Genomic DNA, 13,216 nt, shown 5'->3' with positions numbered 1-13,216 from the left:
CAATGACAAAATGAAAGTTAAACATTATAAAAAAAGACCATCAAAAAAATTGACGGTCTTTTTATTTTATCTGATTATCTAACTTCTTAGAATAATTCTTTTCTGATAATGTTCTGGCTTCTTTCAGGGCCTACAGATACCAAATAGACGTTGATTCCCAAGTACTGCTCGATGAATTCGATGTATTTCTGAGCATTGGCAGGAAGCTCGTCATAGCTTCTTACTTTGGTAAGGTCTTCGTTCCAGCCCGGTAAATCATGATAGATTGGCTCGTAGTTGTATAATTTCTCTGTTGAAGAAGTGAAGTAATCGATGATTTTTCCGTCTTCGGTTTTGTAATGGGTAACGATCTTTAGGTTTTCAATTCCTGTAAGAACGTCAAGTTTAGTGATTACAAGATTATTGATCCCATTAATCATACAAGCATGCTTTAAAGAAACAAGGTCTAACCAACCTGTTCTTCTCGGTCTTCCTGTTGTAGCCCCGAATTCATGTCCAACCTGTCTGATCTTTTCACCTAATTCGTTATCCAGTTCGGAAGGGAAAGGTCCGTTTCCTACTCTTGTACAGTATGCTTTTGCAACCCCGATCAGGTTCTGAAGTGAAGTCGGTGGAACTCCTGCTCCTGAACAAACCCCTCCTGTAGACGGAGAAGATGAAGTTACGTATGGATATGTTCCGAAGTCGATATCAAGCATTAAAGCCTGTGCTCCTTCAAACAATACATTTTTTCCTTCATGGATGGCTTCGTTCAGTTCAAGCTCAGTATCTACGATTCTGTCCTGAAGCTGTTTTCCGATCTCTAAAAATTCGTTATAAATTTCTTCAACATCTAAAGTCGGTTTTCCATAATATTTTTCAAAAAGAGAATTTTTAACTTTTAGGTTTTTCTCAATTTTATCTCTTAAAATTTCCGGATTCAAAAGATCTACCATTCTGATTCCCACCCTTGCAATTTTATCTTCGTAGCAAGGTCCGATTCCTTTTTTGGTAGTTCCGATCTGAGTTCCGCCGTGATCTTCTTCACGGTAGGTATCCAAAAGAATGTGGTAAGGCATGATCACATGCGCTCTTCTGCTGATAAAAATGTGGTCAGTTCTTAAGCCTTTGCTCTCAATCTGGCCAACCTCCTTAATGAAAGATTTAGGGTTTACCACTACTCCGTTCGCAATGATACATTTCCCTTTGCACTGTAGAACTCCTGAAGGAAGAAGGTGTAGAACAAATTTCTCATCACCCACATATACGGTGTGACCTGCGTTATCACCGCCCTGAAAACGTACAACGTAATCTGATTTTGCCGATAAAACATCTGTGATTTTTCCTTTACCTTCATCTCCGTACTGAAGACCTACAACTACGTAAGTTGACATATTTTACTTTTATTTTAGATTCATGCAAAATTACTTTTAAAAAATTGGGTGCGCAAATTTGAGAGGAATTTTATTTTTGGATGGGGTGGAAATCACGTGGTTGAAAGAATAAAGAATCTTATTATGTATATAATTTTAATAACAAATTAAGTTATGTTATTTGTATATTTGATTGATTCTAAAAACAGTTTGAAATTAAAAATTACCAAAGATAAAGTTCTTAAATTTAGTCCTACTTTGGCTGATAAAATGGCGTTAAATACTTCAATTCATACAATCGATGATATTGTTACCTCTTTAAAAGAATTATAATAATGGATAAAAAGAAATCAAAACTAAAAAAAGATCACTTTGAATTAATTAACCAATAAAAAAAAGGGGAGCAACCTGGTTTTATCAAAGATTTCGATCGTAAAGTTTTTCTTAAAAAATTTCATGAAAAATATTTGGCAAAATAAATATAATTTTTGTCATTCCGTAGGTACTACAAGTATACAATATCTTATTTTAGTCATTTTAACAAAATAAAAAAAGCATAAGTTATCTATTTTGGGGTTAAGAAAACCGCGAATTTTCTAAGAAGGCCATTTAATTGATAGGCTTATGCCCATGTCCTATACTGGGCACGGGCAGGGCATTTCTGGTCTTTTGGATTCTTCGCAGTACCTCTTAACCGATTGGTTTTGCTCCGTGCCTTTTTCTATTGTTATTAACCAAGAATCTACAATCACAAAATGATAAAATTATTTTTGATTCTTAGTAAATACGACATGTTCTGTCGCTCCCTATAACTACATTTACAGTACTAGTCTAAGGGAGATTTTAGAAATTTTACAAAAGATTTCCCCTAAATATGATAATAACTTATATTTAACAACTTAAAAACTAAAAAATCAATGAAAAACAGGTTTTTTCTATGGTTATCCCTATTGATAACCGCGGGTACAATTTTATACTCATGCCAAAATGAAGATTTTACAAAAGACAAAACCAATTCACGTCGGAATAATGCCGATTTCTTTAAACACACCAAAACAACTGGTACACTTGCCAGAGCCGGAATAGATTACATTAGCATTCTTGAAGCCTACAACAACGAAACCAATTTCCTTGCTCAAATGCCAGACCAAAGGGGAATGCCAATCTGGGACAAAATGCAGGTTGTAGATACTGAAACAGCTACAGGGCTTATAATTCCTCTTACCTATGACAATGAAACAATGAGTTCCATTCTCTTTGCAACATTAGATGACCGGAATCAAGTTACCGGGGTCAGAGATTTTGATAATGCTTTGCTTGAAAATATTGTCTATGATCAAAAGATCAGCGTTGAGAACCGTGAACGGCTGTTTCTTACATTTATGCATATGGATAATTTAGTATTTGGAAATGAGGAATTTGTAGGAATCCCTAAAGACTTATTTGTTGGTAAAAAATCCGATGATGAATATGCGACAATACGGGTTAGGGATTTTAGTCCCTATTCATTAGCTACAGCTCAACAGGAAGGGAAAATAATTATTATGGAAATCTGTTTCATCGTAGTTCATTGTACCCATCATGGTGTGGGAAGCTGTGATGCTGAAGATGGCTGTACTCAATGTGGGACAACAGTTTGTTCTTACGAGGTTACTGTAACCGCAGAGGATGACCCTTATCCCCCAATGCCTAGCGGTGGGAGTGGCGGCGGATCTGGTGGCGGTGGAAGTACCACACCCGGTCCTAATGTGCCTACAAATCCTTGTGGTTTAAATGTAGGTGCAGTTTTTTATAGATTAGCCCCTAGTTGTGGAGGTGGTGGAACTATTCCCGGTTTAGATGATCCTTGTGAAAAAACTGCAAAAGTACTAGAAAGACCTGAAGTTCAAACGAAAATTGGAGCATTAAAGGAAAAGGCTCAATTACCTGCTACAAACCCAAGTGGAGGGGAAATAGGATTTAAGGTTAAGACTGATGGTAGTGTGTAGATGCAGGGCAAAATGCAAAACATAAGGTAAACTATGGTAGTTTATCCGGTGTTTATGGTGCTTATCATAATCATACTTTACGAGGGATACATATGCTTGCTCCCAATGACATAGATATTCTTTTGAGACTTGCCACCCAAAATTCAACCACTGGACCGGGGAATGCTTTTCATGGAATGATTGCTGCCGAAGAAAATGGAAGCAGTGGATTCAATTACTTAAATTATATTATCCGTTTTAATGGAACTTATCAGGATGCTATTGACCATAGTTATATGAATGACGATATAGAAAAATTAGAAAAAGAATATGACAAAATATCTAATAAATTACTAAAAGACCCTTTGAATTCAGATGATAATGGCTTTACTCTTAATGGGGATGGTCTGGAAAAACTTTTCTTTGCCACTGCAAAACTAATGGGATTAGAAAATAATGTAATTTTACAAAGGGTAGATGATGATGGAATAAAAATAATAACTTTAAATGCTGATGGTTCAACAACAGCAAATCCATGCTTATAAACATAAAAATAATTATTATGAAAACAATATTCAAACAATTTTTAACATTATCTATAGTTTTTATTACAATCTTATCCTGCAAGGCGCAAACCCTTCCTTTAAATACTGATTTAGAAGATACTCCCCAAAACTCTTATTTAAAGGACTTAAACAATGAACTAACTCCTTATGTAGGAACATATACAGCAAATTTTGATGGTAATCAAATTACATTATATGTTACCAAAGAAGATCATAAATACTTTGATCTATATAATTACAAATATTATCAGGATGTTCTTATTGTAAGATACACTGTAAAAAACTCTTCTGGAACTATTCTTCAAAGTACCCAAAATATGAGCTTCCCTACTATGATAGACAAGAATTTGATCCATAGCCATGGTACAAGAATGGGTATGGTTGTATTAAGTTATAACGGTACAAATTGTCGTATAGGGCATGGGAGAATTTATTTAAAACTCCTGAATAGTACACAAATATCTTGGCGGTATTTTGCAGAAACTACTGCTGTAACATCGGATACTTGTCCTGATACATTAAATACTACAATCTATCTTCCAGAAACAGAAAATTTAATATTTACAAAACAATAAATAAAATATCATTAATATAAATTTATATAGTAGCCTTGACCGTTTTGGTCAAGGTTATTTTTTTATCTTTCAGTTATGAAATTGAGATATTGCAAATAACAATTCCAAAAAGCCGAAATCAAGAGTGGCAATTTATTACCTACTTTTTGTTTTATATTTGAATTATAGATTTACGGTTTTTCTCTTAGTTGACACAAATATTGACACTTTAATTTTAAATAAAAATATAATTAATTGTAAATTAAATATTTAAAAACACTCCATATAGTACCGTAGGAATCTAAACAAATTTTTTACAATTAAACCGTCGAGATTCCTACGGAATGACAAAGAGAACAAATTTTATTGTCAAAATTAAAATTCTTGCGTCTTAAAAAAGCACAAAGAAAATAAACCTACGCCTTTATGACTAACCTAAAACAATCTCCTTCTCAGCATCCACTTCCTCCAAAAAAACTTCATCATGTGAAATCACCACCAGCGTCCCATGATAATCTTTAATAGAATCTGTGAGAATTTCCACATTCTGAAGATCTAAATTATTAGTCGGCTCATCAAGGATAATCATATCCGGAGCCTTATTACTGATCGAAAGCCCACAGAGAAGAAGCCGAAGACGCTCTCCCCCACTCAGCACATCACATTTTTTATCCCATGTTTCTTTTCCGAATAAAAATCTCGACAATAAAGTTTTCACTTCAGATTCCTGAAGGGCATTGTCGTTAAACCTTTGGGCAAAATCATAGACCTTTGAATTTTTATCAATCAGAGAATATTCCTGGTCGATGTAAATAAAATTAAAATCAGATTTTGCAATACTTCCAGACGAAGGTTCCAAATCTCCCAGCAACAGCCTGACCAATGTTGTTTTCCCGGAACCGTTTGAGCCTTTGACCGAAATTCTGTCTCCACTTCGGATTTCAAGATTGAGGTTGTCTTTCCAGAGATTGTCTTCGCCATATTTAAAATTGATCTCTTCTGCCGAAACCAGAATCTTCCCGGAATGTAAACTGGAATCATTAAAATTCACTTTCATCTGATCCGAATTTTTCAATGATGAACGCAGGTTACGCAGGTCTCCCGAAATATTACTGATCTTTTCAGCATGAATGTCTTTCAGTTTAGAAGTGTTTTTCTCAGCATTGTTCCGGAGGGTGTTCATCATAATCCTCGCCACACCGGATTTCTCCTGCTTACCTTTTCCTCTTGCATCGAGTTTCTGTTTTCTTTCAATCGTTTCGCGTTCTTTTTCTTTTGCTTTTTTCAAGGCACGTTCTTTAGCATGAATATCGTTGTTTAAAGCTTCAGTCTCGATTTCCTTTTGTTCAGCATAGAAATCATAATTCCCGCCGTAAGTTGAAATTCCCTGGTTACTCAGCTCAAATATGGTGTCAACAAGGTTCAGCAAATTTCTGTCATGGCTGACAATCATCACCGTTGAATTCGTCTTTTCAATAAGATCGTATAGCAGTTTTCTTCCTTCCAGATCAAGATGATTGGTAGGTTCGTCCAATACGATAATATCCGGCTGATTAATCTGGATTCCGGCAAGGAAGACTTTGGTTTTCTGGCCACCACTTAAACTTTCCAGCTGCTGATTCATATCTGAAATCTCAAGATTCCAGTATTCTAAAGCGCTCTGACAACGTTCTTCGATGTTCCAGTCGTCATTTAAAATTTCAAAATATTCTTCGTCAACTTCCCCGTTCGTAATGTTCTGAAGTGCATTGATTTTCTTGTCAGCTTTTAAACATTCCGCAACTGTTAAATGGTTGAAATTTCCAAACATTTGCGGAACGTAATACAAATCGCCCTGAATACTGACATTCCCATTCAAAGGCTGAATTTCGCCTGCGATAAGTTTAAGCAAGGTAGATTTCCCCATCCCGTTGCTTCCGACCAAAGCTGATTTTGTATGAGTGGGTAGCGTTAAATGGATAGCGTTAAAAAGGAGGTCTATGTTGGGAAACCTGTAGGATATATTGTGTAAAAAAAGCATTATTTCTTTCTTAATAAGGTTAAACTTCAATAACCGGTGGCTATTGTTCAATTAAATCTGAAAGAAATGATATCCTACATGCTCGTATTTTAAATTTTTGTGACTGCAAAGATATAAAAAGAAAAGAATTCGAATTTCAAGCCGCTTTATTTTGGATTAAAAACCATATCATTTAAAAATTCTATAAATCTTTTTCGCCTTAATTATTTTCACTTAATTTCAATACATTTGAATCTCCATTATCAAAAAAGCTTTTCAATGAAGATTCATATTTTTGGAGCCTCAGGCTCGGGAGTCACCACTTTAGGAAAAACATTATCCGAAAAGCTGAATATTGAATACTTTGACAGTGATGATTTCTTCTGGCTCAGGACAAAAGTGCCGTTTACAAAAAGACAGGCACCTGAAATCCGGAATACAACACTTTCTCAAAAACTTACTACTACCAACAGCTGGATTCTCGGAGGGTCAGTCATCCATTGGGGAGAAAACATTTTCCCGGAATTTGACCTGGTTATTTTTCTTTACCTTCCTCAGGACATCCGTTTGGAAAGATTAAAAAAGAGAGAAATTGAAAGATATGGTGACGAGATCACTTTAAATCCGGAAAGACAGGAGATGTTTGAAAAATTTATCAAGTGGGCCAGAGATTATGATGAAGACACTGGAATTGCCAACAGAACGCTTAATGCGCACCGCGATTGGTTATCAAAAATCAGTTGTCCGGTCATAGAAATAAACGGTGATTATGAAATTGACAAAAAAATTAAAATCATTTTAGACAAAATACAATAAGAAACAGTGTGTATTACCTGTTCTTTATTCATCAAACCTTGTATCTGAAATTAAATCAAATGCTTTAATAGTCTTTGACAAAAATCATTAAATCTTTACGTTCAGTAAATTCACTCTTTCATTTTTCACCTTTTTCCTTTTATCAAAAATCCGTAACTTTGCAGACTACTAAAAAAATTTATGGAAAGCATTCAGGTTCACGACAAAACTTTTGTTCCTTATTTAAAGGACGCCGAAATTCAGGAGATCGTAAAAGCAACAGCTTTAAAAATTTATGAAGATTACAAGGATGAAGTTCCTGTTTTCATTGGGGTTTTGAACGGAGTGATCATGTTCTTCTCAGACCTTTTAAAACATTATCCGGGAAACTGTGAGATTGCCTTCATTCAGATGAGTTCTTATTCAGGAACGGAATCTACGGGAATTGTTTACCAGAAAATGGAACTTACAAAAGACGTAAAAGACCGTCACATCATTCTTGTAGAAGATATTGTGGATACGGGAAATACGGTTGAAAGCCTGTTTAAATATTTCAAGGAAACACAGCGTCCGAAGTCTGTAAAACTGGCTTCTTTTCTTCTAAAGCCTGAAGTTTACAAAAAAGATTTCAAGCTTGATTACATCGGAAAGGAAATTCCAAACAAATTTGTTCTTGGTTATGGATTAGATTATGATGAATTGGGAAGAAACCTTCCGAATTTATATCAGTTGGAAGAAGGTAAAATCAACGAATAATTTCAAAACGAAATTTAATTTAATAATATCTAATAAATAAAAATGATAAACATTGTTCTGTTCGGCCCTCCAGGAAGTGGAAAAGGAACACAAGCCCAGAATTTAATCGAAAAATTTAATTTAAAGCAAATCTCAACAGGTGACCTTTTCAGATTCAATATGAAAAACGATACCGAGCTTGGGAAACTGGCTAAATCTTACATCGATAAAGGGGAGTTGGTTCCGGATCAGGTAACAATAGATATGTTGGTAGACGAATTGAGAAAACCGACAGATGCAGCAGGATTTATTTTCGATGGTTATCCGAGAACGGCTATTCAGACAGAAGCTCTGGAAAAAATCGTTAAAGATGAGCTGAATGATGAGATCGACATCTGTCTTTCACTAATTGTAGAGGATAAAATTCTGGTTGAAAGATTGCTGAAAAGAGGTGAAACCAGCGGCAGAACTGATGACAGCAATGTAGAAATCATTGAAAACAGAATTAAAGAATACTACGCAAAAACTGCAGAAGTTGCAGAATTATATAAGCAGCAGGGAAAATATGTAGAAGTAAACGGAGTTGGCGAGATCGCAGAAATTTCCGAAAAACTTTTTGCTGAAGTAGAAAAAATAAAATAATTAATAGTTATGAGTAATGGGTCATAGGTTCATTTTTAAATTCATAACTCATAATTCATAACTCATAACATTTATTAAATGTCAAATTTTGTAGATTACGTAAAGATTCATTGTAAAAGCGGGCATGGTGGTGCAGGTTCTGCGCATCTTCGCCGTGAAAAGTATATTCCTAAAGGCGGACCAGATGGTGGAGACGGAGGACGTGGCGGACACGTTATTATGAAAGGAAATGCTCAGGAATGGACTTTACTTCCTCTTCGCTATACCCGTCACGTAAAAGCGGAGCGTGGTGAAAACGGAGGGAAAAACCAGCTGACAGGAGCTTACGGAGCCGATGTTTATATAGAAGTTCCGATCGGGACCATCGCTAAAAATGAAGAAGGTGAAATCATAGGTGAAATTTTAGAAGATGGCCAGGAAATTATCCTGATGGAAGGTGGAAAAGGAGGTTTAGGAAACGAGCATTTCAAGTCTTCTACCAATCAGACGCCACGTTATGCCCAACCGGGAATGGATGGCCAGGAAGGCTATGTGGTTTTCGAACTTAAAATCTTAGCTGATGTAGGATTGGTAGGATTCCCGAATGCCGGAAAATCTACCCTTTTAGCCTCTGTTTCTGCGGCTAAACCGAAAATTGCAAATTATGCGTTTACTACGTTAACCCCTAACCTCGGAATTGTAGATTACAGAAATTACAAATCTTTTGTAATGGCTGATATTCCGGGAATTATTGAAGGAGCAGCTGAAGGAAAAGGCCTTGGTCACCGTTTCTTAAGACATATTGAAAGAAATTCAATTCTATTATTCCTTATTCCTTCAGATTCTGAAGATCATTTCCAGGAGTTTAAGATTCTGGAAAACGAATTGAAAGAGTACAATCCGGAGCTTTTGGATAAAGATTTTATTGTTTCCGTTTCAAAATCGGACCTTTTGGATGACGAACTGAAGAAAGAAATCTCAGCTGAGTTTCCGGAACACAGACAGCCTTTGTTTTTCTCCGGAGTTACAGGAGAAGGCCTGATGGAATTAAAAGATTCAATCTGGAAGAAGCTTCATGGCTAAGAAATCATTATTTTTTACAGTCATTCTTCAGTTTTGCTTTTCCAAAAAGTAAAGTTTTATCGAAATTGAGAGCCTCGAAACTGAATCCGGGGTTCAGAATTTCGTAAGGTCATAGAAGAACGCAGAGTAATTCTAAAAATACAATTATAATTCATCGCTGATAACAAACTTTCTTTTATTTGGAACAATTCTTGAAAGAATTCTTTCAAAATAAAAATGATGAAACATTTGTTAAGCCTTATTGCATTGATCATATTATTCTCATGCACTTCACAGAATACAAGTTCAAAATATTCTAAAATTGAATACGAGGCCGGCCCATGTTTCGGTTTCTGCCCTATTTTCAAATTGACGGTCAACTCTGACAGAACAGCCATTTTAGAGGCAGAACATTTCAATTTTTCAAAAGACCCTTCAAAAGATGATTCTTCAAAACCCCGTGAAGGAACTTTTAAGACAACCATCAAAGAGGCTGATTATAATAAACTGGTTTCTTTACTCGACGGGTTGGACGTAAAAAGTTTAAAAAACAACTACGGAAACCATAATATCACCGATCTTCCCACTTCTTATCTCAGAATAAATTTTGCAGACGGAACTTCAAAAAACGTAGAAGATTATGGCAAAAACGGAAATGAAAAGCTTGCAGAAGTTTATCAGTTTTTTGAAGATTTAAAACACAATCAGCAGTGGGCAAAAGTGAAATAATCCGTTAAAATATTTTAACCTATCTTTGCAATATATTTCGCGGCATTCTCAGCCCTTTCAGTAATTAATTTTACTTAAAAATTCTGTTAATAATTTTATTTTAGCAGATCTGCTAAAAATGATGAAGTATACTGCTTCACCCGCATTATTTTTTAATACACATATATTTTGTTATTTACAGACTTAAAAATTATCAAGCCCATTTTAGATGCGCTTCAAAAGGAAGGTTATGAAAAACCTACACCTATTCAGCAAAAAGCCATTCCTTCTATTTTAGAAAGAAAAGACGTCCTTGGAACTGCACAAACAGGTACAGGTAAAACGGCAGCGTTTGCCATTCCTATTTTACAAAACCTTACGGAAAGACCATTACCGAAAAATAATTATATAAAGGCCCTTATTCTTACGCCTACAAGAGAATTAGCAATACAGATTGAAGAAAGCTTTAATGCATACGGAAGAAACCTGCCTTTAAAAAAACTGGTGATCTTCGGTGGGGTAAAGCAAGGTTCTCAGGAAGCTGCTTTAAGAAAAGGAGTGGATATCCTGGTAGCAACACCGGGAAGACTGCTTGATTTTATTGCACAGGGAATTATCAGTCTTAAAAATCTTGAAATCTTCGTACTTGACGAAGCTGACAGAATGCTCGATATGGGCTTTGTACATGATGTAAAGAGAATTATCAAACTTTTGCCTCCAAGAAGACAAACATTGTTTTTCTCTGCAACCATGCCTACTGAAATTCAGAAGCTTGCTGATTCTATTCTGAATAATCCCGTGAAAGTAGAGGTAACTCCGGTTTCTTCGACGGCAGAAACCATTCAGCAATCGGTTTATTTTGTACAGAAAGAAGATAAGCTGGGCTTGCTTACACACATTTTAAAAAACCATATTTCAGAATCCGTTTTGGTTTTTTCAAGAACCAAGCACGGTGCTGATAAAATTGCGAGAACGATTCATAAAAGCGGCATTTCAGCTGAAGCTATCCACGGAAACAAATCTCAGAATGCCCGCCAGAATGCCCTGAATAACTTCAAATCCGGGAAAACAAGAGTTTTGGTAGCAACGGATATTGCTGCAAGGGGAATTGATATTGATGAATTAAAATTCGTTATCAACTATGAGCTGTCGGATGTTTCTGAAACTTATGTACACAGGATCGGAAGAACCGGAAGAGCCGGTGCGGAAGGAACTTCCATCTCTTTTGTAGATGGCCTGGACCTACTGAATTTAAGAAATACAGAAAAGCTGATCGGAAAGAAAATTCCCGTGGTTAAAGATCATCCGTTCCATACGGATAATCTGGTAGCCCAGAAAAGAGATTCAAACAATAAGCCTGCTCAGCCGAGAGCTGAAAAGCCCAAGCCGGCCAATAAGGCTGATACAGGATTTAAAAAACCTAAGAATAAAAGCTTTTTCAGAAAGAAATAATAAAAAGAAGCCTTCTCAGATTTGGGAAGGCTTCTTTTATTAGGTTTTGGCTAAAGCCAGATGATATTTTATCGTTACAATGCAGCGGGCTAAAGCCCGCCCTATTGAATGTTAAACATTTTCTTTGCATTTTCTGTTGTGATTCTATCAATTTCAGCAAAATCTTTCTGATAGATATCCACAAGCTTTCCGGCTACAAGATCAAGATATGAACTTTCATTTCTTTTTCCTCTGTGCGGAACCGGGGCAAGGTAAGGTGAATCAGTTTCCAGAACAATTTTATCCAGTGGTATTTCGTTCAGAAACTGGTCTATTTTACCATTTTTGAAAGTGACTACCCCACCGATCCCCAAAATAAAATTCAGATCAATGGCGTGCTTCGCCTGTTCAAGGTTTCCGGAAAAACAGTGGAAAATTCCACGGAGCTTAGGGTGTTTTTTTCTTTCCAGAACTTCAAATGTTTCATCGAAGCTTTCCCGGGTATGAATGACAATCGGTAAATCTTTTTCAATCGCCCAGTCAATTTGCTGTTCAAAAGCTTTTACCTGAATATCCAGTGTGGTTTTATCCCAGTACAAATCAATTCCGATTTCACCGATGGCAGGGAAAGCTCTCTGATCCAGGTAATTTTTCACAATATCAAGTTCTTTTTCCCAAGATTCAGGTTTTACATAACAAGGATGCAATCCCATCATTGAAAAAACCTGACCTGGATATTCTGTTTCCAGCTGGAGCATTTTTTCGTGAGACTCAGCATCAATCGCAGGGAGATAAAATTCTGTTATTCCCTTACTTAAAGCTCTTTGAATAGCTTCTTTTCTGTCTTCATCAAATTCTTCTGCATATAAATGGGTATGTGTGTCAATCATTGTTTTTAAATTTTTAACAGATCTTCATAAGGATTCTCTAAATTCAGCAACATACCGAAAGCCGGCTCTGTTTTAATTCCTTTCTTTTTTAATTCTATTATTTTTTGTTTAAAATCTTCTCCTTTTTCCTGTAATATTTTGCATTCGGCCATCATGTGACGATAAGCATTTTGTTGAATTGCCGGTTTATTCTGTCCGAAAATTTCAATGGGAAACCCTTCTAAAACAAAATGTAAAACGATGCATTTCTCACCGTTTACAACAGGATTTTCTATTTTAACGTCTATATCATGAGGAATAAACCGACTAAACATTAAATCATCTAAAAAATCCTCTTCAAATTTAGGATCAACTTCACAGATAATATCAAGATCGCTGCCCTCAATATCAATTTCAATCGGAATGGTTCCTGCTAAAACTGGGGTATAATGCTTTAATTTTTCAAAGATCTTATATTTTGTAAGGATTTCATACGCTTTTCTCTGCTTTGCGTTTCCTTCTTTCAGATAATCAAGTGTTGTAAAATCAATCATCTG

Annotated in this window: 13 protein-coding genes; 9 read left to right on the top strand and 4 right to left on the bottom strand. The window is 35.8% G+C overall.

The genetic code is table 11. From position 1 onward, the window contains the following. Positions 1-86: 86 nt before the first annotated feature. Positions 87-1,373 carry an adenylosuccinate synthase gene (locus PMI13_RS05115; protein WP_007841345.1) on the bottom strand — a complete coding sequence of 429 codons (1,287 nt, stop codon included), beginning with the start codon at positions 1,371-1,373 and terminating at the stop codon, positions 87-89. Between the two features lie 929 nt (positions 1,374-2,302). On the opposite strand from PMI13_RS05115, the gene PMI13_RS05110 reads away from it, so the two are divergent. From PMI13_RS05110 to PMI13_RS05100, 3 genes are all read left to right on the top strand, one after another. Next, a complete protein-coding gene (locus PMI13_RS05110; RefSeq protein WP_156104375.1) occupies positions 2,303-3,340 on the top strand; it encodes a hypothetical protein in 1,038 nt (345 codons plus the stop codon). A 92-nt stretch (positions 3,341-3,432) separates the two neighbouring features. After that, positions 3,433-3,864 carry a hypothetical protein gene (locus PMI13_RS05105; RefSeq protein WP_007841341.1) on the top strand — a complete coding sequence of 144 codons (432 nt, stop codon included), beginning with the start codon at positions 3,433-3,435 and terminating at the stop codon, positions 3,862-3,864. A 17-nt stretch (positions 3,865-3,881) separates the two neighbouring features. Beyond that, positions 3,882-4,460: a DUF6705 family protein gene (locus PMI13_RS05100; RefSeq protein ID WP_007841338.1), complete on the top strand. Its 579-nt coding sequence runs from the start codon at positions 3,882-3,884 to the stop codon at positions 4,458-4,460. Positions 4,461-4,869: 409 nt separating this feature from the next. Here PMI13_RS05100 and PMI13_RS05095 read toward each other — a convergent pair whose 3' ends face one another. Continuing rightward, positions 4,870-6,459, bottom strand: a complete 1,590-nt coding sequence (locus PMI13_RS05095) for an ABC-F family ATP-binding cassette domain-containing protein (protein WP_007841335.1) — start codon at positions 6,457-6,459, stop codon at positions 4,870-4,872. Between the two features lie 258 nt (positions 6,460-6,717). Between PMI13_RS05095 and PMI13_RS05090 the strand changes: the two genes are divergently transcribed. The 6 genes from PMI13_RS05090 (at position 6,718) to PMI13_RS05065 (ending at position 11,811) form a co-directional block, all read left to right on the top strand. Next, positions 6,718-7,254 (top strand): AAA family ATPase, encoded by a 537-nt coding sequence (locus tag PMI13_RS05090; protein ID WP_007841334.1) that lies wholly within the window; start codon positions 6,718-6,720, stop codon positions 7,252-7,254. Positions 7,255-7,434: 180 nt separating this feature from the next. Beyond that, the gene (locus PMI13_RS05085; RefSeq protein ID WP_007841333.1) at positions 7,435-7,989 is read left to right on the top strand and encodes a phosphoribosyltransferase; all 555 of its coding nucleotides are present in this window, start codon (positions 7,435-7,437) and stop codon (positions 7,987-7,989) included. 42 nt (positions 7,990-8,031) lie between these two features. Beyond that, positions 8,032-8,610, top strand: coding sequence for an adenylate kinase (locus tag PMI13_RS05080; RefSeq protein ID WP_007841331.1), 579 nt, complete (start codon positions 8,032-8,034; stop codon positions 8,608-8,610). Between the two features lie 78 nt (positions 8,611-8,688). Next, on the top strand, positions 8,689-9,672 hold the full coding sequence (gene obgE, locus PMI13_RS05075; RefSeq protein ID WP_007841329.1) for a GTPase ObgE: 984 nt from the start codon (positions 8,689-8,691) through the stop codon (positions 9,670-9,672). Between the two features lie 219 nt (positions 9,673-9,891). Next, positions 9,892-10,380 (top strand): DUF6438 domain-containing protein, encoded by a 489-nt coding sequence (locus PMI13_RS05070; RefSeq protein WP_007841326.1) that lies wholly within the window; start codon positions 9,892-9,894, stop codon positions 10,378-10,380. Between the two features lie 168 nt (positions 10,381-10,548). Next, positions 10,549-11,811 carry a DEAD/DEAH box helicase gene (locus PMI13_RS05065; RefSeq protein ID WP_007841324.1) on the top strand — a complete coding sequence of 421 codons (1,263 nt, stop codon included), beginning with the start codon at positions 10,549-10,551 and terminating at the stop codon, positions 11,809-11,811. Positions 11,812-11,912: 101 nt separating this feature from the next. Here the strand turns inward: PMI13_RS05065 and PMI13_RS05060 are convergent, their stop codons facing one another. Further along, positions 11,913-12,680 (bottom strand): TatD family hydrolase, encoded by a 768-nt coding sequence (locus PMI13_RS05060; RefSeq protein ID WP_007841323.1) that lies wholly within the window; start codon positions 12,678-12,680, stop codon positions 11,913-11,915. 5 nt (positions 12,681-12,685) lie between these two features. Further along, positions 12,686-13,213 (bottom strand): DUF4269 domain-containing protein, encoded by a 528-nt coding sequence (locus PMI13_RS05055; protein WP_007841321.1) that lies wholly within the window; start codon positions 13,211-13,213, stop codon positions 12,686-12,688. Positions 13,214-13,216: the final 3 nt, after the last annotated feature.

Source organism: Chryseobacterium populi (genome assembly GCF_000282115.1).
Lineage (GTDB): Bacteria > Bacteroidota > Bacteroidia > Flavobacteriales > Weeksellaceae > Chryseobacterium > Chryseobacterium populi.
The sequence above is the reverse complement of the archived record's forward strand: the minus strand, read 5'-3'. Positions and strand labels throughout refer to the sequence as shown.